The 21,883-nt window shown below is 43.0% G+C and carries 26 protein-coding genes and 7 tRNA genes; 5 read left to right on the forward strand and 28 right to left on the reverse strand.

Annotated elements, in window-relative coordinates; translation table 11 throughout:
• Positions 1 to 37 precede the first annotated feature (37 nt).
• The 6 genes from T487_RS0106430 to T487_RS0106455 form a co-directional block, all read right to left on the reverse strand.
• A complete protein-coding gene (locus T487_RS0106430) occupies positions 38 to 505 on the reverse strand; it encodes a 23S rRNA (pseudouridine(1915)-N(3))-methyltransferase RlmH (protein WP_031575502.1) in 468 nt (155 codons plus the stop codon).
• On the reverse strand, positions 489 to 1,106 hold the full coding sequence (locus T487_RS0106435) for a hypothetical protein (protein ID WP_031575504.1): 618 nt from the start codon (positions 1,104 to 1,106) through the stop codon (positions 489 to 491). Before T487_RS0106435 ends, T487_RS0106430 begins: the two co-directional genes overlap by 17 nt.
• Positions 1,107 to 1,261: 155 nt before the next feature.
• Complete coding sequence (locus T487_RS0106440; RefSeq protein ID WP_031575508.1) at positions 1,262 to 1,759, reverse strand: SEC-C metal-binding domain-containing protein; 498 nt, start codon at positions 1,757 to 1,759, stop codon at positions 1,262 to 1,264.
• A gap of 50 nt (positions 1,760 to 1,809) precedes the next feature.
• A complete protein-coding gene (locus T487_RS16405) occupies positions 1,810 to 1,983 on the reverse strand; it encodes a CxxH/CxxC protein (protein WP_143004606.1) in 174 nt (57 codons plus the stop codon).
• A gap of 2 nt (positions 1,984 to 1,985) precedes the next feature.
• Positions 1,986 to 2,774, reverse strand: coding sequence for an MBL fold metallo-hydrolase (locus T487_RS0106450; RefSeq protein ID WP_031575510.1), 789 nt, complete (start codon positions 2,772 to 2,774; stop codon positions 1,986 to 1,988).
• Between the two features lie 11 nt (positions 2,775 to 2,785).
• Complete coding sequence (locus T487_RS0106455) at positions 2,786 to 4,045, reverse strand: UDP-N-acetylglucosamine 1-carboxyvinyltransferase (protein ID WP_031575513.1); 1,260 nt, start codon at positions 4,043 to 4,045, stop codon at positions 2,786 to 2,788.
• A 359-nt stretch (positions 4,046 to 4,404) separates the two neighbouring features.
• Between T487_RS0106455 and T487_RS15850 the strand changes: the two genes are divergently transcribed.
• The 3 genes from T487_RS15850 to T487_RS0106470 all read left to right on the forward strand — a co-directional run bounded on the left by T487_RS15850 (position 4,405) and on the right by T487_RS0106470 (position 7,043).
• Complete coding sequence (locus tag T487_RS15850) at positions 4,405 to 4,956, forward strand: hypothetical protein (RefSeq protein WP_031575515.1); 552 nt, start codon at positions 4,405 to 4,407, stop codon at positions 4,954 to 4,956.
• A gap of 111 nt (positions 4,957 to 5,067) precedes the next feature.
• The gene (locus T487_RS0106465; RefSeq protein WP_031575517.1) at positions 5,068 to 6,063 is read left to right on the forward strand and encodes a DnaD domain protein; all 996 of its coding nucleotides are present in this window, start codon (positions 5,068 to 5,070) and stop codon (positions 6,061 to 6,063) included.
• Positions 6,060 to 7,043, forward strand: a complete 984-nt coding sequence (locus T487_RS0106470; protein WP_031575520.1) for an ATP-binding protein — start codon at positions 6,060 to 6,062, stop codon at positions 7,041 to 7,043. Before T487_RS0106465 ends, T487_RS0106470 begins: the two co-directional genes overlap by 4 nt.
• Positions 7,044 to 7,297: 254 nt before the next feature.
• On the opposite strand, the gene T487_RS0106475 is transcribed toward T487_RS0106470, so the two are convergent.
• From T487_RS0106475 to T487_RS0106510, 8 genes are all read right to left on the reverse strand, one after another.
• A tRNA-Thr gene (locus T487_RS0106475) sits at positions 7,298 to 7,372 on the reverse strand.
• A 3-nt stretch (positions 7,373 to 7,375) separates the two neighbouring features.
• A tRNA-Asp gene (locus T487_RS0106480) sits at positions 7,376 to 7,452 on the reverse strand.
• Between the two features lie 7 nt (positions 7,453 to 7,459).
• A tRNA-Val gene (locus T487_RS0106485) sits at positions 7,460 to 7,535 on the reverse strand.
• Positions 7,536 to 7,550: 15 nt separating this feature from the next.
• Positions 7,551 to 7,625: transfer RNA gene (locus T487_RS0106490), tRNA-Glu, on the reverse strand.
• A gap of 17 nt (positions 7,626 to 7,642) precedes the next feature.
• Positions 7,643 to 7,719: transfer RNA gene (locus T487_RS0106495), tRNA-Asp, on the reverse strand.
• A 10-nt stretch (positions 7,720 to 7,729) separates the two neighbouring features.
• Positions 7,730 to 7,805: transfer RNA gene (locus T487_RS0106500), tRNA-Val, on the reverse strand.
• A 15-nt stretch (positions 7,806 to 7,820) separates the two neighbouring features.
• Positions 7,821 to 7,895: transfer RNA gene (locus T487_RS0106505), tRNA-Glu, on the reverse strand.
• A 122-nt stretch (positions 7,896 to 8,017) separates the two neighbouring features.
• Positions 8,018 to 8,395 carry a CoA-binding protein gene (locus tag T487_RS0106510; RefSeq protein WP_031575523.1) on the reverse strand — a complete coding sequence of 126 codons (378 nt, stop codon included), beginning with the start codon at positions 8,393 to 8,395 and terminating at the stop codon, positions 8,018 to 8,020.
• 182 nt (positions 8,396 to 8,577) lie between these two features.
• On the opposite strand from T487_RS0106510, the gene T487_RS0106515 reads away from it, so the two are divergent.
• A complete protein-coding gene (locus T487_RS0106515) occupies positions 8,578 to 9,819 on the forward strand; it encodes a BaiN/RdsA family NAD(P)/FAD-dependent oxidoreductase (protein ID WP_031575524.1) in 1,242 nt (413 codons plus the stop codon).
• Between the two features lie 55 nt (positions 9,820 to 9,874).
• Here T487_RS0106515 and T487_RS0106520 read toward each other — a convergent pair whose 3' ends face one another.
• The 3 genes from T487_RS0106520 to T487_RS16550 all read right to left on the reverse strand — a co-directional run bounded on the left by T487_RS0106520 (position 9,875) and on the right by T487_RS16550 (position 12,328).
• A complete protein-coding gene (locus T487_RS0106520; protein ID WP_051651561.1) occupies positions 9,875 to 10,681 on the reverse strand; it encodes an alpha/beta hydrolase in 807 nt (268 codons plus the stop codon).
• 74 nt (positions 10,682 to 10,755) lie between these two features.
• Positions 10,756 to 12,042: an adenylosuccinate synthase gene (locus tag T487_RS0106525; protein WP_031575530.1), complete on the reverse strand. Its 1,287-nt coding sequence runs from the start codon at positions 12,040 to 12,042 to the stop codon at positions 10,756 to 10,758.
• 124 nt (positions 12,043 to 12,166) lie between these two features.
• Positions 12,167 to 12,328, reverse strand: coding sequence for a hypothetical protein (locus T487_RS16550; RefSeq protein WP_162178228.1), 162 nt, complete (start codon positions 12,326 to 12,328; stop codon positions 12,167 to 12,169).
• Positions 12,329 to 12,330: 2 nt separating this feature from the next.
• Here T487_RS16550 and pgsA point away from each other — a divergent pair, with 2 nt between their 5' ends.
• Complete coding sequence (gene pgsA, locus T487_RS0106535) at positions 12,331 to 12,885, forward strand: CDP-diacylglycerol--glycerol-3-phosphate 3-phosphatidyltransferase (RefSeq protein ID WP_031575532.1); 555 nt, start codon at positions 12,331 to 12,333, stop codon at positions 12,883 to 12,885.
• 52 nt (positions 12,886 to 12,937) lie between these two features.
• Here the strand turns inward: pgsA and T487_RS0106540 are convergent, their stop codons facing one another.
• From T487_RS0106540 to T487_RS0106590, 11 genes are all read right to left on the reverse strand, one after another.
• Complete coding sequence (locus T487_RS0106540) at positions 12,938 to 13,372, reverse strand: bis(5'-nucleosyl)-tetraphosphatase (protein WP_242848025.1); 435 nt, start codon at positions 13,370 to 13,372, stop codon at positions 12,938 to 12,940.
• Between the two features lie 127 nt (positions 13,373 to 13,499).
• Complete coding sequence (locus tag T487_RS0106545) at positions 13,500 to 14,831, reverse strand: replicative DNA helicase (protein WP_031575536.1); 1,332 nt, start codon at positions 14,829 to 14,831, stop codon at positions 13,500 to 13,502.
• A 13-nt stretch (positions 14,832 to 14,844) separates the two neighbouring features.
• Positions 14,845 to 16,725, reverse strand: coding sequence for a Lon family ATP-dependent protease (gene lonC, locus T487_RS0106550; RefSeq protein WP_036909249.1), 1,881 nt, complete (start codon positions 16,723 to 16,725; stop codon positions 14,845 to 14,847).
• 12 nt (positions 16,726 to 16,737) lie between these two features.
• On the reverse strand, positions 16,738 to 17,181 hold the full coding sequence (gene rplI, locus T487_RS0106555) for a 50S ribosomal protein L9 (protein WP_031575540.1): 444 nt from the start codon (positions 17,179 to 17,181) through the stop codon (positions 16,738 to 16,740).
• The gene (locus T487_RS0106560) at positions 17,178 to 19,145 is read right to left on the reverse strand and encodes a DHH family phosphoesterase (protein ID WP_031575541.1); all 1,968 of its coding nucleotides are present in this window, start codon (positions 19,143 to 19,145) and stop codon (positions 17,178 to 17,180) included. The genes rplI and T487_RS0106560 overlap by 4 nt, the downstream gene beginning before the upstream one ends.
• Before the next feature lie 26 nt (positions 19,146 to 19,171).
• The gene (locus T487_RS0106565) at positions 19,172 to 20,170 is read right to left on the reverse strand and encodes a DUF2232 domain-containing protein (RefSeq protein ID WP_031575543.1); all 999 of its coding nucleotides are present in this window, start codon (positions 20,168 to 20,170) and stop codon (positions 19,172 to 19,174) included.
• Positions 20,171 to 20,319: 149 nt separating this feature from the next.
• On the reverse strand, positions 20,320 to 20,583 hold the full coding sequence (rpsR, locus tag T487_RS0106570) for a 30S ribosomal protein S18 (protein ID WP_031575545.1): 264 nt from the start codon (positions 20,581 to 20,583) through the stop codon (positions 20,320 to 20,322).
• Between the two features lie 23 nt (positions 20,584 to 20,606).
• Positions 20,607 to 21,029 carry a single-stranded DNA-binding protein gene (locus T487_RS0106575; RefSeq protein WP_031575546.1) on the reverse strand — a complete coding sequence of 141 codons (423 nt, stop codon included), beginning with the start codon at positions 21,027 to 21,029 and terminating at the stop codon, positions 20,607 to 20,609.
• A gap of 13 nt (positions 21,030 to 21,042) precedes the next feature.
• Positions 21,043 to 21,333: a 30S ribosomal protein S6 gene (gene rpsF, locus T487_RS0106580; protein WP_242848026.1), complete on the reverse strand. Its 291-nt coding sequence runs from the start codon at positions 21,331 to 21,333 to the stop codon at positions 21,043 to 21,045.
• 90 nt (positions 21,334 to 21,423) lie between these two features.
• Positions 21,424 to 21,612: a DUF951 domain-containing protein gene (locus T487_RS0106585; protein ID WP_031575550.1), complete on the reverse strand. Its 189-nt coding sequence runs from the start codon at positions 21,610 to 21,612 to the stop codon at positions 21,424 to 21,426.
• 1 nt (position 21,613) lies between these two features.
• Positions 21,614 to 21,865 carry a putative Se/S carrier protein gene (locus T487_RS0106590; protein ID WP_031575553.1) on the reverse strand — a complete coding sequence of 84 codons (252 nt, stop codon included), beginning with the start codon at positions 21,863 to 21,865 and terminating at the stop codon, positions 21,614 to 21,616.
• Positions 21,866 to 21,883 lie beyond the last annotated feature (18 nt).

A 21,883-nucleotide genomic window follows, 5' to 3' on the forward strand; every position in this document is an offset into this window, starting at 1 on the left:
CTTCTGTTTATTTGCCTTTCTTGCATCGCTTTCTCCTTTAAACTCTGTCTTCTATTTTACCAAGTTCTTCCAGCAGCATGATTCGGAACAGCTGATGAGGATAGGTCATCTCTCCAAATGAAATTTTCTGGTGTGCCATGGAAAGAATTTCTTCGGATATGCCAAGGCTTCCACCAATGACAAACTGCACCGCAGTTTCCTCTTCTGAAAACTTTTGTATCATCCGTTGAAACTCCCCAGACTTCAGCTTTTTTCCTCTTAAATCCATAGCAACAATCTTCCCTGAAGGCAGAAAATGTTTTAACATTTTTTTACCTTCTAGTGTTTTTACCTTTTCGATTTCCTTCTCACTGGCGCCTTCTTTTGTTTTTTCATCCGGAACTTCCCAAAGGGTCAGTCTCACTTTCTTTCTTAAGACTGTGCTGAGTTTATCCTCTGCTTCCCGCAAATAACTTTCCTTCAGCTTGCCTACGGCGATGAGACGCACTTCAAAGTTCTGGTTCATCCATTTCTCCTTTTGAATTCTCTGAAGCCACATTCACTTTCTCGAAAGACCTCAAAAGATCCTCATAATATTCCTTGTTCTCTTCTATATTTTCAGTGAAGCTCCAGAGGATCATTTCCACGTATTCTTCCTCTGTTTCAATCACTTCCACTGCATAGGTAATAGATTTGCCTTCCAGAGATCCTCTGATATAGTATTCTTTCTGATTGGGCTTTGAAGATAAAGCCTCTTCCCAGGATTCTTCCACCTGTTCCAATCTGGAAGATACGCTCTCTTTTGAAAGACTCAGATACTCTTCCAATGAAAGGCTGCCCCATGCTTCAGACTTTTTCTCCTCTTTGATGAGAAAATGACTTTCATACTGCTCATTATAAAAATAAAGCGCATCCGGGGATTCTATGTTCTTTTCTTCAAAACGGTTTGTAATAAGGATTCTGTGCATCCCATTTCCCAGCGGATACACCTGAAACTTTTCCGGTTCTTCCATAGACACTGAGGTGCCAGGGCTCATCCCTTCTTTTATCTGATCCAGACTGGAGCATCCATAGATTAAACCTAGGGATAGAACCAAACACATACCTATGCTTACTTTCTTTTTCATATACTCACCATTTTCTTCCTGTTATTTGTTTTCCTCTATGGTACCTTGTCCTACAAACAAAAGGGTTTCAAAAAAAAGAAGAAGTGCTCGTAAAATAAAAAGCAGACCCTGACTGTTTGTCATGGATCTGCAGTATGTGTCTCTATGCCTTCTGATTATTTTCCATGGCACTTTTTGTATTTCTTTCCGCTTCCACAAGGACATGGATCATTTCTGCCAACCTTGTTCTCATTACGGACTGTTCTGGAATCCTTCAGCTGTTTTGCAAGCTCTTCCCGTTTTTCTTCTGTGAGAATATGATCCCAAGCTGGAATGTTGTATAGATACTCTGCTTTCGCATCCAGCATATTGTAATAAAGTTTTTCAATATCAATATCCAGGGTGATCTCATCTTCTTCCCCGATGGTCTCCAGGTCCAGGGTAGTATTCAGTGAATCATTGATTCCATCTGTGAACCCCATGACAAACTCAGGAGTTGTGCCGATTTCCTTCGCCAGTTCTCCGATTTTATAGGTGAACTTCTCTTCATGCTTTTCAAGAATTCTTGCATAGATGGTGCCTTCCACTTGTGAATACTCATCCCAGAATGCTTTTTCACCCTTGGTCTTCACATAATCCACTACCATATCGTTCCAACGCTTGTATAAATTCATTGATAAATCTCCTCTACTCTATAAAATATGCTTCGTCATTATATCATGCCTTACTGATCTTTTTCCACCGGTTTCACTAAACTCAGCCTGTAAGCTGATGTAGAAGAACAGTAGGCGCAAAGATGCTCCTCATCCTTTTCTATGATGGGGAATGTTTCGTGTTCTAAAATAAAATCATCTATGGCCATATCATAGTCTTCAAGACAGCTGTATGTGTATTCCATTCTTATACCTCCGTATAACTGGAAGGACGGATTCTGCTCGCAAGAGACAGTTCAACATCCATACCTGGACCCATGCGCAGTTTTTCTTCCAGCAGTATGTTTTCTACTGTTTTGTAGGCAAGTTCCGGAATGTTGTTTGTGCCTGATAGATGGCCTAGTACAATCTTCTTCGGACCTTCCTTCAGAATTTCCAAAGCTGCATGCCCTGCATCCATATTGGAAAGATGCCCCAGCTCACTGAGTACGCGGCGTTTCAGTTCGTATGGATAGGGACCGAATTTCACCATCTCCACATCATGGTTGCTTTCCAGAAGAACCAGATCGGAATGAAGAATCGCTCTGCGGATTTCCTCGGTAAAAACGCCAATATCTGTAGCCACACTGACCCGCTTTTCTCCATGAGCTATGGTGTATCCATGGCAAGAGACCGCATCATGGGGCACACGGAAACTGGAGATATCCAGGTCCTTGATTTCAAAATCTCCATCAATGACCTTGATGTTGTGCTCTTTGATTTTTCCCAGGCAGCGCTCCATGGCGACCCAGGTTTTTTCGTCCGCATACACGGGGATGTCAAATTTTCTGGATAAAATGCCAACCCCCTTCACATGGTCAATGTGTTCGTGGGTCACAAGGATTCCATCCAGTTCTCCTGGCTCTTCTCCAATGTTCTCCAAAGCGCTGATGATGCTTTTTCCAGTGAGACCAGCATCCACCAGCAGCCTTGTTTTCTCAGAAGCGACAAATATGCTGTTGCCGCTGGAGCCGCTGTACAATGAACAAAAAATCATTTTTCCACTTCCTAGTTGTTTTCCACGTGAATGTCTGCTCCAAGAGCCTTAAATTTCTTTTCAATATCAGGATAGCCTCTATAAATATGCTCGATATCACTGATCTCAGTCTTGCCGTCTGCAATGAGTCCTGCAATGACCATAGCTGCTCCAGCACGAAGATCCGTTGCACGGACATTGGCGCCTGAAAGCTTTGATACGCCTTCTATAATGGCAGTTCTGCCTTCCACAAGGACACTGGCTCCCATTTTCTTCAGCTCATCCATATGCTTGAATCTGGATTCCCAGATACTTTCATTGATGATGCTTCTTCCCTTTGCTATGCTCATCAGAACACTCATGGGCTGCTGCACATCTGTGGGAAATCCTGGATATGGAGAAGTCTTGATGTTGCATGCAATGAGCTTTTCTGGATCTGATGTGATGATCAGGCTGTCATCAAGCTCTTCCACAAGAACCCCCATCTCTTCAAGCTTTGCAGAAATGGATTCCATATGCTTCGGAATGATGTTCTTTATGGTCACACGGCCTCCGCAGGCTGCGGTGGCAATCATATAGGTTCCTGCTTCAATCTGGTCAGGAATCACGCTGTAGGTGCATCCATGAAGCTTCTCCACACCATTGATTCTGATGACATCCGTACCAGCTCCCTTGATGTCCGCACCCATGGTGTTCAAGAAGTTCGCCACATCCACCACATGAGGTTCCCTGGCTACATTTTCAAGTACAGTCTGACCTTCTGCAAGAGTGGCTGCCAGCATCACATTGATGGTGGCACCAACAGATACCACGTCAAAAAATATATTCGCACCAATGAGTTTCTCTGCTTTTACCGAAATGGACCCATGGTCCATGGTGACCTTGGCACCCAAAGCTTCAAATCCTTTGATGTGCTGGTCCATTGGACGGACACCGATGGCGCAGCCTCCAGGAAGCTCCACCTTGGCACTCTTGTATCTGCCTAATAAAGCGCCTACCAAATAATAGGACGCTCTCATTTTTCTGACATCCTCTGTATCTGCAATGACTTTGAGCTCAGCGGTACAGTCCACAGAATAGGTAGTTCCATTCTTCTCGATCTTTCCACCGATGGCTTCAATAATTCTCTCTAAACAATGCACATCGTCAATATCAGGAATATTCTCTATGATACTGGTTCCTTCTCCCACCATAATTGCAGCGGGAAGGATGGCGACTGCAGCATTTTTCGCTCCACTGATTTCCACTTCGCCATGAAGCTTTGCTCCACCATTGATAATTAATTTTTCCATATAGTCCACCTTTAATATTCATCACTTATTTTGAACACTTCAGAGCATGGGCACTCTCTTTTGTCGCATCTCAAATCAAATGGCATTCAAGCCACATTACAATCATCCCATGATAAAATAACACAATACATTATATCACAAATCTGCACCCTTTATCTTTACTAATTATGAACTTTACGGGAAATGAATAAATCGCTATAATCTAGATGTATCAAGGTTCTTCATGAACATTAGGTTCCAAGGACACCAGCCCTTTGAAAAATAGACCAGAGAGGCACATCGAAACGTAGACAGGTAGTCCCTATGAGAACCTGCATATATGGTATAATAGAATAAAACATTCGCGGAGGCAGCAGCTGATGAAATACTATCTTGTAGCACTTCTAGACAAAGAATCTGGAAAAGCCATAGAAAATTCCACAAGACATCTCATTAAGAAAATAAAACCTAAAAAGAAAACTGCTTTTTATGGCATCGTTCTTGAGACCATAGAAGATCCGGATCTTTTCAAGCTGGAAGAAATCATCAAAGATATGGCCAAACCCATCCGTCTGTTCAAGATTGATGTTCAGGGCCAGCTCAGCTATGATGAGAAACTGAAGACCATCGGTCTTGAGGTCATGAACTTCGGATATGTGAAAAGCCTCTCCAGAAATTTCAATACTATGCTGTCTCTTCACGGTTTTAAAGTCCGGGAAGAAAGTGAAGTGGAAGAAAAAGAGTCCGTTCAGCTTGTACTGTACAACGGAGGCATCACAAAGGATCTCAACCAGCACCAGAATGTACTACGAAAGAATGCCGGTATCCGATATCGGGTGGACCGGTTTGAATTATGGAAAAACTTCAATTTCAAGAAAGATTCTGTGGTGGCTACCATCCCACTAAAGGATCCCAATATCATTTCTTTATAGCACGGGACCTTCTTAAGGTCCCTTCTTTTGCAAATAATGCAGAAATAGGCTGCTGAATAAGATTCCCTGTTTCTGCTATAATTTTCTTAGTAATCAAATGGAGAGATAACAATGAGCACAATTATGCTACGTCCCTATAAAACAAATACAGTAACCCTTTCCGCAAGCTTTGTGGACTACTATCTGCCTAAAGCCCGAGGTGAGTATGTGAAAGTGTACATCACGCTTCTGCGTTATACGCAAATGGGAGAAGACGGTGTAACAACAGCATTTCTTGCTGAAATTCTAGGGCTTCTGGAGACAGATGTATTGAAGGCCCTAGCTTATTGGGATGAGGTGGGACTTCTTTCCATGAAGACCATCGATGCTTATGGAAATGTATCCATTGAGATCAAAGAGTGCCAAGCCCTGGTGAGTCCTGAGCTCCCAAAGAAGAAAACAGAGATGGTTTCTGCCAGTGAGGCCTCCTCAGAGCCTAAACCTGCATCCAGTCCTGTTGAAGACAGAAGTCCGCTGCTGCATGAAATATCCATGCTCATGGGCAGACCGCTCTCTTCCTCTGATGCGGAGAAATTTCTCTATTTCAAGGAGAAGTATCATTTCCCAGAAGAAGTGATTATCCTTCTCGTACAGCACTGCGTCTCCAAAGGTAAAACCAGTATGCGCTATATTGAAACAGTGGCCATCAGCTGGGACAGCCAAGGAATCAAAACCCAGGAGCTCGCCCAGCAGAACATCAGAAAACATGAAGACAAGTGGACAAACTACCGGAAGGTGCTCACTTATCTGGGTATCAGCGAAAAAGACATTCCAAAGCCTCAGGAGGATCTTCTGGAGAAGTGGTTCTATACCTATGGCTTCACTACTGAAATGATTCTGAAGGCCTGCGACATCAGTTTCAATACCCTTGGTAAAGTGGAAATGGGCTATATCAACGGTATTCTTAGAGCGTGGCTGAAAGATGAGATCAAGACATTGGAAGATCTTGAGAAAAATGAGCGGAAACCTAGAAAAACTGCACAGAAGAAAACTGTAAAAAAAGATTTCACCGAACGGGAATATGACTATGACGAGCTAGAACGAAAACTATTGGGGTGGGATAAATGATCAAGGGATACCATGGAATCATCATGAAACGATACGAAGAGCTGCGGGAGGAAGAACGCTCCTCCCTGTTAAAAAGAAAGATGGAAGTAGAAGCCAAGGCTCCTGAGCTCATGGATATAGAGAAAAAAATCGCGAAACTCAGTATGACCCTTGCGGTCCTGAACTTCAAAAAGAACGTAAACCATCAGGAAGAGTTTTCCAAACTGAAAAATGAAATTTTGGATCTTAGAGGAAAGAGGCTGGAGATTCTCACAAGTCTTGGATATCCCTTAAACTATCTGGACCATCAGTATGCATGCAGCAAATGTCAGGACACAGGCTACATCAGGCAGGAAAAATGCACCTGCTACAAAAAGCATCTCATTGAAGCCTATCACAGAACCTCAGATTTCAATGCCCTCATCAAGGAGTTCACCTTTGATAAATTCAGGCTTGACCTCTATGATGACGAAGAAGGTCCCTATCCTCTGTCTCCAAAAGAGAACATGGCAAATATTCTGGAAGCTTCCATGGATTATATCAGGAACTTCAAAGACTCCTCAGTGAATCTTCTCTTTTATGGCAGCCCAGGAACAGGTAAAACCTTCCTCTCCAGCTGCATCGCGAAAGAACTTCTTACTGCTGGATATCTTGTGGTCTACCGCACTGCGGACGGTCTCATACAGAATCTCAAGGACGTGAAATTCAATGAAAACGAGGAACTCCTAGAACTGCTTCTGGGCTGTGACCTGCTCATCATTGACGATCTGGGTACAGAGCTGACAACAGAATTCAGTAAGGTGGAGCTCTTCAACTTTTTAAACTCCAAGCTCCTCAGAAAGAAAAAAATGCTGATTTCAACAAACCTTACCATTGAAAATCTGAAGGATAAGTATGATGAAAGAATCTACTCCAGACTCGTCGGAGACTTCAATCTGTTCAAATTCCTCGGTGATGATCTTCGGATCAAAAAGAGTCATGAACGCAATAAAAAAGCTTAGGATGCCTAAGCTTTTTTATTGCGATTTATTTCTTATGATCATCAGAACTGCTCTTTTTCTGGTCTAAATCTTTTCCTGAAAATTAAAAGTTATCCACAACTTAATAGAAAAACACACTTTGAAACCGCAGAGAATGTGGATAACTTAGGTATAACTCCCTACTTTTCCACAGATTGCTCACATTTCATAAACAAATCTAGACCATGATATATTTTGGCAAAATAAAAAACTCACTATCTACATAGTGAGTTTTATGGAGCTGGTGAACGGAATCGAACCATCAACCTGCTGATTACAAATCAGCTGCTCTACCATTGAGCCACACCAGCATGTGGCGACCCAGAAGGGACTCGAACCCTCGACCTCCGGCGTGACAGGCCGGCACTCTAACCAACTGAGCCACTGGGCCATATATATGGTGGGAACAACAGGGATCGAACCTGTGACCCTCTGCTTGTAAGGCAGATGCTCTCCCAGCTGAGCTATGCTCCCATACACAATAAAAAATGGTGACCCCTAGGGGACTCGAACCCCTGATACCACCGTGAAAGGGTGGTGTCTTAACCGCTTGACCAAGGGGCCATAGTTAAATATTTAATTGGCGACCCAGAAGGGACTCGAACCCTCGACCTCCGGCGTGACAGGCCGGCACTCTAACCAACTGAGCCACTGGGCCACAAAAAAAATGGTGGGAACAACAGGGATCGAACCTGTGACCCTCTGCTTGTAAGGCAGATGCTCTCCCAGCTGAGCTATGCTCCCATGCATCATAAAAAATGGTGACCCCTAGGGGACTCGAACCCCTGATACCACCGTGAAAGGGTGGTGTCTTAACCGCTTGACCAAGGGGCCATATCGCCATTAATGAGTATTTATTTCCATCAGAATTAACCTAGGCGTTAACCTGACAAAGACTATAATACCTAACATTTAACAGACTGTCAACATTTTTTATGAAAAAAAATTCTAATTTGTTAGTAGCTGAGCTCCACTAAGGTGCAACCTTCCACATATTCCATGCCATGCTTCACACAAAAGTCCTGAATCTCATAGCTTCTTGCTCCAGGCTGGGCAAGAACCATTTTGATTCCATAGGCTTCCGCTTCCTTGACAATTTCCAGTCCTCTGGTCGGATTGATGACCAGATTCAGCACTTCATACTTCTCATCTTCCCCTTCCATCTCCTGGAATGATTTAAAGACGGATGGATTCTCTTCTTTGGGGTGAAGTCCTGCAACATGGTATCCTCTCCGGTTCAGTTTCTGATAGATTCTGCCGGCATATTTCATTTCATTGAGAACATCCCCGGCAACTACCCAGTTTTTATACTTCAAAAAATCTTTTGCTTCCATAAAATCCCTCCTGTTTCAGAATATTGAGCTGATTCTATATCCCTATTATACTCATAGTTTTCTTAGAATTCCATAGCTCAGCAAACTTAGACCAGACTTCACATAAAGACAAGGGGAACCACATCCCTTATAATGAAGATAAGATTACGGATTATGAAGCACATGAAAGAAGAGGAATTATTATGGAAAAACATGACATTATCATTGTAGGCGGAGGAGCTTCAGGTGTTTATCTCTCCTTGCTTTTAAAGGACTACGGCAAAGACGTCTTGCTTCTGGAGGCGAAAGACCGCATCCTCAAAAAGCTTCTCACCACAGGCAATGGAAGATGCAACATCACCAATGAGAATGTGATGAATGAGATTGAAGACCGCTATACATGCTCAAATAAAAGGTATACCTTCTCCCCTCTGTATACCTATCCTCTAGAGGAGACTTTGGGCTATTTCAGCAGTCTGGGACTTCATCTGAAAACCCTCGATGATCATAAAATGTATCCACTATCACTTCAAGCTTCCTCTGTAGTGGATACACTGAGGCTTTCACTAGAAGAAAAAGGCGTTCCTGTTCATCTGCAGTCGAAGGTGAAAAACATCAGAAAAGATCCCGGTATATTCACCCTGACGACCGATGAGAGGGAGTATCAGTGCAAGACACTTGTCATCAGCACCGGTGGAATGTCTGCGCCTAACACAGGTTCAGACGGATCCATTTTTAAACTTCTGAAAGCATTCAAGCATACGATTATTACGCCTATGCCAGCGCTGGTTCAACTTAACCTGGATGCACCCTATCTTCGGGCTTTAAGCGGAGTAAAGATGGATGGTAAAGCGACACTCTATACAGGCCAGGAGATTCTGAGGGTGGAAGAGGGTGAACTCCTCTTCACAGATTATGGCATATCCGGCCCCCCCATTCTCCAGGTGTCCCGTTTTGTCCATCCGAATCTCTTTGGGGGAAAACCCCTTTATCTGCGACTGAATTTCTTCCCGGAGATGACAGAAGATGAGCTGAAAGATCTTGTCCTCAACCAGATGGCCCTGCTTTCCCATAGAACCTGCCAGGATGCACTAAGAAGTCTGCTCCCAGGAAAACTGATTCCAGTACTCCTTAAAGAGTCAGGGATTCAGAGGCCTTCCACTCTCGTCTCAGATGTGGATCCAAAGCACTTCCTGACCCTTACCAAGCTCCTGCAGAACTGGGAATTCCAGATCATGGGCACCCAGAGCTTCAATAGTGCGCAGGGCACCTATGGAGGTGTAGATACCAGAGAGGTAAAAGAAACTCTGGAGTCTACCATCGTTCCCGGACTGTACTTCACCGGTGAGGTTCTGGATGTTCTTGGCGCCTGCGGAGGATACAATCTTCAATGGGCCTGGTCTACAGCAGGAACCGTTATGAAAGCACTGACCCATCAGCTATAGAAAGAGCAGGAAATCTACACATCAGATTTCCTGCTCTTTCATTTTCACTATCATTCTATCGGTCTTTCTGAAGATAAGGTTTCTGGACATACTGGATGAATTCTTCCATATAACTGGCCCAAGCTCCTTCATTATGGGTTTTTCCAGCTCCGATTTTAATCGTCAGCTCCTCCAAAGATGCTCCTTTCTTCAGAGCTTTCTTCAGAAAACGCATACTGTTGTCTATGTAAGTTTGCGAATGCTCATACTCCACTTTTCCTTCAGCTTCTCTTTCCTCTTCCGTTCCTACCTGAAGGAAAATACGGGCATTCCTAAACTCTCCCTCTCTCTCCAGCATCTCTAGAAAAGGCTCTTCTGAAACCCAGGACGCCAGGGAAAATATTCCAAGTGTTCCAAAGATTTCAGGATATTTAGCGCCCATATAAGCAGTCATCAGTCCGCCCATGGAACTTCCCGCCAATGCACGGTATTCTCGTTCTGTTTTCAGCGGATATTCTTTTTCCAGAAACGGAAGGATTTTTTCTATGAAGTGCTTCGCAAATCTATCCCCTTCCCCCGCCGATGAATGATTCTCGACAGTGAAAGGCCATGGACCGTATTCATCCAGGCGCTGACCTTTAGCATTGTCAATGCCTACTACAGCCATGGGAACAGCGTTCTTTCTCTCCAGAAGAGCCTCCAAAGCTTCCTGGACACCCCAGGTTACACCGCCATAGGATTCTTCCTTTTCAAAAAGATTTTGTCCATCAAACATATATAGTACTGGCAGTTTTTCTCCAGCTTTAATATGTTCTGGAAGCAGCAGCCGTATTCTTCTTTTTTCGCCTGAGACCAGTTCAACAAAGATATTTTCACGTTTCATCCATATCCACCTCAACTTCTTTTTAACCATCATAACAGGAAAGCCTGTGGAATTCATTCACCACAGGCTGATTTCTATAGAGAGTCTTTCTGGAAGGTCTGATCTCTTCTTGGACCCACAGAAATGATAGAGCACTTAATCTCAAGAAGCTCCTCGATTCTGTCAATGTATTTCTTTGCATTCAGCGGCAGCTCTTCATAGGTTTTCGCCTCTGCCACGCTGTCATCCCATCCATCAAACTCTTCATATACTGGCTCGCATTCCGCCAGATCCTTTAGACTTGCGGGGAAATAATCAATCACCTGATCTTTCAGCTTATATCCTACACAAATCTTCACCTTCTCAAGGCCTGCCAAAGTATCAATCTTCGTCAGCACAAGAGAGGTCAGTCCAGAGACACGGATGGAAGTCTTCACAATGACAAGATCCAGCCAGCCGCACCTTCTGCTTCTGCCGGTGGTGGTGCCATATTCATGACCTTTTTCACGAATCCATTCTCCAACCTCATTTTCCAGCTCCGTTGGAAATGGACCCTTTCCTACCCTCGTGGTATAAGCCTTGGTGACACCTACAGCGCGCTCGATGAACCTTGGGCCGATGCCTGTTCCGGAAGCCACGCCACCTGCTGTGGTATTGGATGATGTCACATAGGGGTAAGTTCCATAATCAATGTCCAGAAGCATACCCTGTGCACCTTCAAAAAGGACTTTTCTGCCTTTTCTGATGTCGTCATAAAGGACAACTGAAGTGTCCCGCACAAAAGGTCGCAGCCTGTTTCCCAGAGTTAAGTACTGCAGGAAAACAGTCTCCTCATCAAGACCTTCTCCTCCAAGAATCTCCATAATATAACGATTTTTCTCAAGAAGATTCAGATGAATCTTTTCCCGGAGCACATCTTCATGAAGCAAATCGCATACACGGATACCGGATCTCTCCACCTTGTCTGTATAGGCTGGTCCTATTCCTTTTCCTGTGGTTCCAATGTCGTTCTTGCCACGAGCCTTTTCCTTCAGCTGATCCAATACCTGGTGATATGGCATGATCACAGTGGCTCTGTCGCTCACCTGAAGAGTCTCAGGTGAGATTTCAACACCAAGGCCTTCCAGATACTCCACTTCTCTGAAAAATGCCACAGGATCAAAGGCAACGCCATTGCCTATGATGTTCTTCTTCGTTCCGTGGATGATACCGGAAGGAATGAGATGAAGCTTATACTGCTTTTCCCCAACTTCCACTGTATGTCCAGCATTGTTTCCTCCTTGAAAGCGAACCACAATCTCTGCACTTTCTGCCAGATAATCTGTGATTTTTCCCTTTCCTTCGTCACCCCATTGAGCACCAACGATTACTACTGTAGACATGATTTTTTCCCTCCAAATCAAATTGCCAGTATTATCTTAACAGAAACGGACAATCACATCAATTTTTTATTTATCATATGATTATATCGGAACGATAATTTAGACACGAACAATATCATCCGCTTTAATGGAGAATGTACAGCTGAACCAGCCAGGAACTGTCCCGTCCACGCCTTACCTTCACTTTTTCCTTGAGAATCAGGACAAAAACCCTGAGATTCGGTATAATGGAAGTACAAAGACCAGCAATGTTTCTGACATAGTGCGAAAGAAAAGGTGTGATCATTCATGAAAAAAGAAAAGACTGCATCGAATTTTAACCTGCCGAATCTCATCACGTCTTTTAGAGTTTTGTTGATTCCTATATTTATCTATGTATATTTCAAAAACCCAGAAGAAAATCTTCTCTATTCTGTTGTGATCTTCTTCGTGGCAGGTATCTCAGATTTCCTGGATGGATATCTGGCAAGAAAGAACAACCTGGTGACTCCTTTTGGCACTGTCATGGACCCATTGGCTGATAAGCTGATGCTTCTGACAGCGATTGTCTCTTATACCATCACCGATGTGATTCCCTATGCCATACTGATCCTCGTAGGTGTTCGAGAGACGCTGATGATTCTTGGAGGTATTGTTGTGTATAAGATGGGTATCATCAATCCAGCCAACAAACTTGGTAAATTTGTTACTTTTTCTTTCTATATCGGAATTCTGACCCTGCTGTTCCAGAAAACCCTCGGAATCGCTTTTCTCTTTATCTCTGCGATACTTGGATTTATCGCAGGATTCAGCTATATCAGAACCACTTTAGAAAAGAAAAAACAGAAAAATAATGCATTATAAAAGAGCCGCAGTACTGCAGCTCTTTTTCGTTTGTCTTGGGGTTCAAAAAGACTCAGTCCTCATTGGACTGAAGGTAGGTATCGATGAACTGCTTGGCAGATGCAATGATACTTTTACTTTCCTTAAACGTAATTCTGGCTTTTGCCTCATCATAAGTAAGATACTCAAAGTCCAGAATCTCTTCTTCTTGGATCTGAACTTCACCCATGGAAAATCCCAAATAGAATGTCACAGTTTTTTCCACCCCAGGCTTTGGAGAATACCTGGACTTCTCCTTGAATCCCTCAATGAGACGGACCGTAAGGCCTGTCTCCTCTAAAACTTCTCTTAGCGCGGTCTCCTTGCTGGATTCTCCCGCTTCTTTGTGCCCTTTTGGAAAATCCCAATGACCACCGTTCTTATGTCTGATTAGAAGAAATTCCTTCTTTTCGTTAATAATCACAGCTCCATAGGATTTTTCTCTTTCCTGACCGAATTGAATGCCCAAAATAAACCTCCACTGGATTCTCATTTAGGTGCATCACGTCTGCACCATCCTCTACTTTCATTATACATACAATATAGAAAAAGAAAAAGGCCTGATATCATCAAGCCTTGCTTACTTTCTTTCCTAATTAATTCTGATGGACCATATCCAGTCGTGCGAACTTGGAGAATTGGCCAAGCCACGCCATTTTGACCGTTCCTACAGGGCCGTTTCTCTGCTTTGCAATAATACATTCTGCAATGTTCTTATCTTCCGTATCCTGGTTATAGTACTCATCACGGTATAGAAACATCACAAGGTCAGCATCCTGCTCGATGGAACCGGACTCTCTAAGGTCAGAAAGCATGGGTCTATGATCCGCTCTTTGTTCTGGAGCTCTGGAAAGCTGAGAAAGAGCAATCACAGGACACTGCATTTCCTTTGCCAGCGCTTTGATGGATCGGGAAATTTCTGATACTTCCTGCTGTCTGCTTTCCCCTTTACCACTCATCAGCTGCAAGTAGTCAATGAGAATCAGATCTATGCCATGTTCCAGTTTCAGCCTTCTGCACTTAGAACGCATTTCTGTCACAGAAATACCTGCTGTATCATCAATATAGATTTTAGCCTGTGAGAGCGGTCCGGAGGCTCTTGCAATGTTCTCCCAGTCTCTGTCATCCAAATCTCCATTACGGAGCTTTGTCAGCTCCACATTAGCCTCTGAACAGAGAAACTTATACGCCAGCTGGTCCATACCCATTTCCAATGAAAAAATCGCAATGGACTTTCCTTCCCTTAAAGCGGCATGCTCCGCCAGGTTCAAGGCGAAGGTGGTCTTTCCCATGGAAGGTCTTGCAGCAATCAGCACCATGTCTCCTTTTTGGAAACCTGATGTCATTCTGTCCAGCTCCGGAAAGGGAGTGGAAACACCAGTGGTGGTTCCTTTATTGTTGTAAACTCTCTCAATTTCCACAAATCCGCGTTCAAGTATGGTACTAATGGCTTCAAATCCACCAGAATTTCTCTTTTCTGCGATATTGAAAATCCTTTTCTCAGCTTCCTCCACCACTACATTCACTTCATCCTGTTTGGTGTAACTGTCGTCCATGATCTCTGTGGAAGCACGGATCAGTTTTCTCAGCATAGATTTATCGGACACAATATTGATATAAGACACCAGATTCAAGGTGGTGGGAACGGAAGAGGCAATCTCCGTCAGATAGGAAATACCTCCCACATACTCCAGCTTGTCTATGGATTTCAGATGATCCGCCAGGGTAACTAAATCAATGGGCGTATCCTTGGTGAACAAATCCAAGATGGCTTGAAAAATAATCTTATGCCCGTCACGGTGGAAATCATCAGCCTGAAGCTTTTCTAAAACCGTGGCTATGGCATTTTTGTCAAGAATCATAGAGCCGATGACAGACTGTTCTGCTTCCTGGTTGTTCGGCATGATTCTCAGCGGTCTATTTTCCATACTCATCTTCTCCTTACACTAAAATTAACTTCAGAAGTTCTTCAATATCTTTTACTGGTGTGACTACGATATCTTCCATGGCGCTGGAAATATCCTGACGGTTGTCATAAGGCACCACCACATGTTTGATTCCTTTTCTTCTTGCTCCATATACTTTCTCAAATATGCCGCCCACAGGCTTTATTTTGCCTCGGATGGATATTTCCCCAGTAACTGCCATATCTTGCCTTACAGGCTTATTCTGAAGGGCAGAAATGATACACACAGTGATGGCCGCACCGGCAGATGGACCATCAATCTTGGCTCCTCCGATGACATTGACATGAATGTCATAGTCGCTCATATCAAGCCCCGTGATTTTTCGGATAACAGAGGCTGCATTGAAGACGGAATCTTTTGCCATACTGCCTGCCGTATCATTGAATCTGACGATGCCCTTGCCTCTTTCTTTCGCTGGATAGACCATGGTTTCAATTTCTAAAGTAGAGCCTATAAATCCGGATACGGCAAGACCATAAATATGGCCTACTTCTGTTTCCTGTTCCAGATTATGCACTTCATAAGGAGTGATTCTAGATATCTGAATCACTTCTTCAATATCTTTCACTGTGACAAGAATCCTTTTTCCATCTTCGATTCTTCCCTCATAAAGAATGGCACCATAGGCGTCTGCCAGGAGATTAATCGCCTTTCTGCCCTCGATGGTGTAGTTGGAGATCATCTCCGCAACACCCTCTTCAACATCAATCTGCAGTTTATTTGCAGCATCCTGAACAATTTTCTGGATATTCTTTGACGTCAACGGCTCAAAAAAGACTTCGGTACAGCGGGATCTGAGTGCAGGATTGATTTCCTGGGGCTCTCTGGTGGTTGCGCCAATGAGTACAAAATCCGCTGGTGCTCCATTGTCAAAGAGGTATTTGACATATTGTGGAGTCCCTTCATCATCCGGGTCATAATACGCGGAGGAGAATTCAACTCGCTTGTCTTCAAGGACTTTTAACAGCTTATTCTGAAGAATCTCATCCAGCTCACCAATTTCATCAATAAAAAGCACGCCGCCGTGGGCTTCTGTTACCAGCCCCAGCTTTGGCTCCGGTATGCCACCTTCTGCCAGATCTCTTTTGCTTCCCTGATATATAGGGTCATGAACGGATCCTAAAAGTGGATTTGTGATTTCGCGGGGATCCCAGCGCAGTGTTGTGCCATCCACTTCCACGAACTTCGCATCTGCCTCATAAGGTGTGAAACTGAGCTTCTTGGCCTCATTGAGGGCAATTCTGGCTGCTGTGGTCTTTCCTACCCCAGGAGGTCCATACAGGATGATATGCTGCGGATATGGAGATGAGATTTTCGAAAGAAGAGACTTAATGGCTCTCTCCTGTCCTACGATCTCCTCAAATGATTCTGGTCTTAAAAGGGATTGAAGATTTTTTGCCAGATGCTTCTCATCAAGAGCCACCAGATCCTCATACTTCTTTGTGGTCTTGGCATTCTCTGGACCTTTTTTCTTTCGAAGCACATGGAGTCTCATTTCATCAATGTATTTATCCTGTTTGTCCATGAGCTCTTTTTCTACTTCTTCTTCCACTTTTCTCTGAATGTAATTTCTTGCAATGATTTCAGATATCCATTTATTGGTGTCATCCACCATGTCTGTCAGGTTGTTCTCATCAGGCATCACAAGCTTGGACATACCGTCGGATGCAATCATATTGACCGCATAGGCCTTTTGAAGGGTATCTCCTTCCATGTGCTTCTTCAGTCTGAATTTATTGATTCTAGTTTTAATGGCTCCCTTATCGAGAACATTCTCCAGTATATCCAGCTGAACATTGATTTCTGCTTGAATATCGCTGTCCTCGTAAAAAGATCTATTGATTGATTTACTCAAATTTTTGCTCCTTTAGCCTTCTTGCACAGTAACCTTCAGCTTCGTACTGATCTCAGGATAGATTTTCACTTCCACGTCGTAGCTTCCTACGAGCTTGATGGTGCCCACCAGTACTTTTTTCTTGTCAAAATCAGTATTGAAGGTTTTATTGATCAGTTCGGCAACATCCTTATTTGTAATTGCACCAAAAAGTCTGCCGTTTTCTCCGACTTTGGTCTTGATGATGAGGTCTTTATTTCTGAGAAGATCTGCAAGCTTTTGTGCTGCTTCTGTTTCTTCCAGCTTGATTCTCCGCTCATTTTCTTTCTTCAGATTGACGATATGAAGATTTTCTTGAGTCGCTTCCTGAGCAAGCTTTCTTGGGAACAGGTAGTTTCTTGCATATCCATCGGATGCCTCAAGAACATCGCCCTTTTTTCCCATGTTTTTAACATCTTTCAACAGTATAATTTTCATATGTTACTCTCCTCTTTTCTATGTTTTGTGATGGCCTCCATGAGCATCTCAAATGCCTCTTCCAATGTGCTGTCCTTGATTTTGGCTCCCGCCATGGTCATATGACCACCTCCACCAAGTTCTTCAAGGATCAGCTGGACATTCAGCTCTTTGAGAGACCTTCCATTGATTATTATATCATTATCCTGACGAGTTAAAACAAATGCTGCATGAATGTCCTTAAAATTAGCCAGTTCATCTGCTGCCTGTGCTGAAAGCACAGGATCCTCAGAGTCGTCCACGGTGGCTATGGCCATCTTGTCAATAATCACCGCATTCCTGATAATCTCTGCTCTTTTATTATAGCTTTCAAGATCCTGGGCAAACATCTCACGCACCTCTTGTGTTCTGGCTCCTTGTCTTTTCAGGAAGGATGCTGCTTCAAATGTCCGCACACCTGTCTTGAAATTAAAGCTCTTGGTATCCACGCGAATGCCCGCAAATAAAGCTTCCGCTTCCAGCACTGACATTTCCGGTTTATCGAAGATATATTGGATGAGCTCTGTCACAAGTTCTGAAGTAGAAGACGCATAGGTCTCAATAAATGACAGAACTGCCCCAGTAATCTGGTCCGGTGTTCGCCTATGATGGTCAATGATGACCACTTTATCAAACATACTGATAATATCATTGGAGAGTACATGATTTCTCGCATGAACATCCACGATGATCAGCGTATCCTCTCTCTTCACCTTAGCTTTTGCTCTTTCCAGAGAAATGATATCTTCTTTATACTCACTGAGTTCAATGAATTTGTCATAAATCGGACGGATATTGAGATAAGGTTCTTCATTGATGATGACAGCTTTTTTCCCTAGTCCTCGGGCAATGACTTTAATCCCCACTGCAGAACCGAAACAGTCCATATCTGGGTTTCTATGTCCCATGATGTACACCCGATGGCTGTCCTTTATTATTTCCTCCAGAGCATGGGCCACCACTCTCGATCTGACTCTGGACTTTTTCTCGATTTCCTTGGAGGATCCCCCGTAGAACGACAGATTGGTTGGGGTCTTAATGACCACCTGATCTCCACCTCTACCAAGGGCAAGTTCTTTCGCCGCTTTGGAAAGACTCTGATTTTCTTCCGGATTTCTGCCACCTTTTCCAATGCCTATGCTTAGGGTAGGTTCAATGGAGTTTCCCTGATGAATGCTCTTGATATGATCCAGCACCGGGAATTTCTTTCGGATCTGTTCATGAATGTAATACTCTGGCACTACCATCATAAATTTATTGCTTTCATATTTCCGAACCATGGCTTTCAGCTCATGGCCATAGGAGTATATATAATTCTCAATTTCTGCCAGAAGAAAAGGCTTCTTTTCCGAGTCCACGCTATTTAAGAGATCGCTGTAATTATCCACTTCAATAGACAATACAGATGTGATTTTCGCTTCTGCCTCTTTCACCATGGAAATATCATGGAACACCACAATTCTTAGGTTCTCTTCAAATTCACTCTCCTGATGTTTTACAGGAATCACAAGCACCTGATAATCTTTCTCATGGACTTTGATTTCCAGCTCATTGCTTTCTGAAACGCCTAATATTGCGCTTTTATAGTCAGGAGTGATCTCTTCGAGACGAAAATTATGGTGTTTTTCTTTAAAAAGCTCCAGTGTCTCTTTGTTATACCAGATGATTTCCCCACTCTCCCTGACGAGCACTATGGGAATGCTGCTCTTTTCCAGAGCCGCTGTTACGGTATTGGACATTTTCGTAAGAATATTTACGACAAATCTCTCCCACCGCTTTTTCTTATAAGTGTATAAGCTGTTAAAATAAAAGAGAGCGATGGCAAATGCAAGAAGCAATCCCGTGGCAAAGAGCCACTGTCCTGCAAAATACAGAAGAACAATGGAAAGGATAATCAGCAGGTTGTAGATATAGTCACTTTTTCGATACTCGTAGTATTTTTTCATACGATCTCCTTGTTCATCCTTTAAGGTTACTGCTGCTGCCTGCTTTTCAGTAATGAGTACAGACCATGGTCCGTCAGTTTTCTAAAATCGAAGGCACTGTCGATGATGCCTGCAATGGCTATGATACTCACAAGACTTGACCCGAAAATAAAGAATAGAATGACGATTCTAAAGACTGTGGGATACTTTAACTTTACTTCCATCAGATAACTAAGTAAAGACATCCCTCCTATAATTCCTGTGATACTGAATATATTGTTGCCCAAGGACATCAGGGCTTCGCCGTAGTCAAATCCTGTATAAACCAGTAAGATACCTATCATGGATAAAAATAGACTGCCCATGATCAGATACATATTGGATTTGATCTCACTGAGCCTTGGCAGTGGTGTCACATAAATTCCCAGTCTTTTGAAGACCACTTGAGAAACTTTGTAAACAAAGGCTGCAGAAATCATAGCGTACATAAGAAGCACGCTGGGTAGAAGCATTATAAGGCCTTTTACGGTAAGATTGTTGAAAAAGATCAGTGCTGCATTATCCTCCACATTCCCACCCAGGCTCTCCACCTGTTCCAGTATAGAGGGTAAGGCATTTTTGATATCCATCACAAAAACTTCAATATATTCCATCAGAGTATAATCTGTAAGGAATCTGATTTCTATGAGGAACATTGCTGTGATTCCGACTGCAATGGCGAGAGCTAGAACCACAAAATTAGCCAATGGTCCTTTTTTCTTCGAAATCATATATACCAGACCGAGGCCCATGCTGTAGTTCAGGATGGTCATAGTGATTCCATAAATCGGATCCATAAGGATGGTCACCAGTATCATTGTGGCCACAAAGGATAAGATGGTATTATTTCTTCCACCCCTATGGTAGATCAACGCAACGATGATCGGCGCAATCACCAATGAAATTGTATTGAAAAACGGCAAAGTCCCCAGCAGCGAGAACACGGTGAGAAGCGCTACCAGCATAGACGTTGTAACGAGTTTATTTGTTTTCATCATTGTATTCATATTTAGCTCCATTTTACTTTATTATCTTGAATTTTAGCATATATGCCCAGAAGAATGAATGTGCTTTTCACTTAATATTCATTGTTCTACGCACATACCGATACTTGGATAGCAAAAAACCGTGACCCAAGGGATCACGGTTTTATCAATTAATCTTGTGTGAATGGAAGTAATGCGATATTTCTGGATCTCTTGATTGCATCGGTCAATGTTCTCTGATGCTTAGCACATGTTCCGGAAATTCTTCTTGGAAGAATCTTTCCTCTTTCAGTAATGTACTTTCTAAGCTTGGAAACATCTTTATAATCTATATGATCAACCTTATCAACACAGAAAGAACAAACTTTTCTCTTCGCTCTTCTTCCTCTAGGGTTATTTCTCTTGAAATCCCTGGATGAGTTTTCTCTGCTCATTTTTTTTCCTCCTTACCTATCGTTTAGAATGGAATATCTCCATCATCTATGGGGGTCATATCCTCATAGGATGATCCATACTCCTGGCTTGAGTTGTCTGAGTATCCACCTTCTCCGGATTGGTTCTTATTGCCCCACTCCAGGAATTTGATCTCCTCAGCAACTACCTCAGTGACATATCTTCTTCCGCCATCTTTAGCCTCATAAGATCTGGTCTGAATTCTTCCGGAAACACCCATAAGTTTTCCTTTGCCCATGTACTGAGCAGTGGATTCAGCAGACTTTCCCCAGATTACTACTGGAATAAAATCAGCTTCCCTTTGGTTGTCCTTGGAAAAACGTCTGTCAACAGCTAATGTGATCGTAGTAACCGCAGTTCCGGATCCTGGCGTGTACTTTAGCTCGGGATCTTTTGTTAGTCTACCAATTAAAACCACTTTATTCATTGCTGCACCATCCTTACTTGTCTAATTTAACAATAATATGTCTCAGTATGCCATCAGTAATTCTGAATATTCTGTCTAACTCTTTAGGTAATTCAGCTTCTGCCTGGAAATTCACCAGAACATAAACACCTTCGTTAACTTTGTCTATTTCGTAAGCAAGTCTTCTCTTACCCCATAGATCAACGTTATCAATGATACCACCTTCTGTTTCAATTACACCCTTAAACTTCTCAACAGCAGCAGTTACTGCCTCCTCGTCAAATGATGGATGTAGTATGAAAATAGTTTCATAGTTTCTCATCATGTCACCTCCTCCCCCCGGACTAAGGCCACGATTTTCGCGGCGGGGATTACATCATTAAATTTTAGCACTTATGACGTTATTATGCAAATATTATTTTTCGGTAATCACTTTTTTTGCATCTTTTTCAAATTTATTTCGTGGAAGCATGACAATTCTGTCGCATCCTTTGCATTTGATTTTGATGTCAGCACCTAAGCGGGTCACTTCCCATAAGTAGCTGCCACATGGATGCTGCTTTTTCATCTGAACAATGGTCCCAAGCTCATATTCTTTAATCAACTTACTCCTTCTCCTTAATCTTCATGATGCTGATTTTTGAGAGTTTATAGAGCGCTTTATACATCAGACCCTCTTCAAGGCGCGCTTCCACATTTGGAAGCTCCTGTTCTGTAAACCGCATGCTGATTCCGCAGCTTCCGATGATCTGTGGCGGGGGGGGATATACTGTATGAGGAATCTCATGTTTCTTGAGATCTTCTTCTCCCACTAACGCATCTGTTGTATTTTTAAAAACCAATAAGTAAAAATCCATGAAAATCCTCCAGTACAC

The organism is Proteiniclasticum ruminis DSM 24773, assembly GCF_000701905.1.
Lineage (GTDB): Bacteria > Bacillota > Clostridia > Clostridiales > Clostridiaceae > Proteiniclasticum > Proteiniclasticum ruminis.

Excerpts from the sequence above, each read along its gene's own strand:
- T487_RS0106430 (WP_031575502.1), bottom strand. The coding sequence starts at position 505 with ATGAACCAGAACTTTGAAGTGCGTCTCATCGCCGTAGGCAAGCTGAAG.
- T487_RS0106435 (WP_031575504.1), bottom strand. The coding sequence starts at position 1,106 with ATGAAAAAGAAAGTAAGCATAGGTATGTGTTTGGTTCTATCCCTAGGT.
- T487_RS0106440 (WP_031575508.1), bottom strand. The coding sequence starts at position 1,759 with ATGAATTTATACAAGCGTTGGAACGATATGGTAGTGGATTATGTGAAG.
- T487_RS16405 (WP_143004606.1), bottom strand. The coding sequence starts at position 1,983 with ATGGAATACACATACAGCTGTCTTGAAGACTATGATATGGCCATAGAT.
- T487_RS0106450 (WP_031575510.1), bottom strand. The coding sequence starts at position 2,774 with ATGATTTTTTGTTCATTGTACAGCGGCTCCAGCGGCAACAGCATATTT.
- T487_RS0106455 (WP_031575513.1), bottom strand. The coding sequence starts at position 4,045 with ATGGAAAAATTAATTATCAATGGTGGAGCAAAGCTTCATGGCGAAGTG.
- T487_RS15850 (WP_031575515.1), top strand. The coding sequence starts at position 4,405 with ATGAAATACTATCTTGTAGCACTTCTAGACAAAGAATCTGGAAAAGCC.
- T487_RS0106465 (WP_031575517.1), top strand. The coding sequence starts at position 5,068 with ATGAGCACAATTATGCTACGTCCCTATAAAACAAATACAGTAACCCTT.
- T487_RS0106470 (WP_031575520.1), top strand. The coding sequence starts at position 6,060 with ATGATCAAGGGATACCATGGAATCATCATGAAACGATACGAAGAGCTG.
- T487_RS0106510 (WP_031575523.1), bottom strand. The coding sequence starts at position 8,395 with ATGGAAGCAAAAGATTTTTTGAAGTATAAAAACTGGGTAGTTGCCGGG.
- T487_RS0106515 (WP_031575524.1), top strand. The coding sequence starts at position 8,578 with ATGGAAAAACATGACATTATCATTGTAGGCGGAGGAGCTTCAGGTGTT.
- T487_RS0106520 (WP_051651561.1), bottom strand. The coding sequence starts at position 10,681 with ATGAAACGTGAAAATATCTTTGTTGAACTGGTCTCAGGCGAAAAAAGA.
- T487_RS0106525 (WP_031575530.1), bottom strand. The coding sequence starts at position 12,042 with ATGTCTACAGTAGTAATCGTTGGTGCTCAATGGGGTGACGAAGGAAAG.
- T487_RS16550 (WP_162178228.1), bottom strand. The coding sequence starts at position 12,328 with ATGATCACACCTTTTCTTTCGCACTATGTCAGAAACATTGCTGGTCTT.
- pgsA (WP_031575532.1), top strand. The coding sequence starts at position 12,331 with ATGAAAAAAGAAAAGACTGCATCGAATTTTAACCTGCCGAATCTCATC.
- T487_RS0106545 (WP_031575536.1), bottom strand. The coding sequence starts at position 14,831 with ATGGAAAATAGACCGCTGAGAATCATGCCGAACAACCAGGAAGCAGAA.
- rplI (WP_031575540.1), bottom strand. The coding sequence starts at position 17,181 with ATGAAAATTATACTGTTGAAAGATGTTAAAAACATGGGAAAAAAGGGC.
- T487_RS0106560 (WP_031575541.1), bottom strand. The coding sequence starts at position 19,145 with ATGAAAAAATACTACGAGTATCGAAAAAGTGACTATATCTACAACCTG.
- T487_RS0106565 (WP_031575543.1), bottom strand. The coding sequence starts at position 20,170 with ATGAATACAATGATGAAAACAAATAAACTCGTTACAACGTCTATGCTG.
- rpsR (WP_031575545.1), bottom strand. The coding sequence starts at position 20,583 with ATGAGCAGAGAAAACTCATCCAGGGATTTCAAGAGAAATAACCCTAGA.
- T487_RS0106575 (WP_031575546.1), bottom strand. The coding sequence starts at position 21,029 with ATGAATAAAGTGGTTTTAATTGGTAGACTAACAAAAGATCCCGAGCTA.
- rpsF (WP_242848026.1), bottom strand. The coding sequence starts at position 21,333 with ATGATGAGAAACTATGAAACTATTTTCATACTACATCCATCATTTGAC.
- T487_RS0106590 (WP_031575553.1), bottom strand. The coding sequence starts at position 21,865 with ATGGATTTTTACTTATTGGTTTTTAAAAATACAACAGATGCGTTAGTG.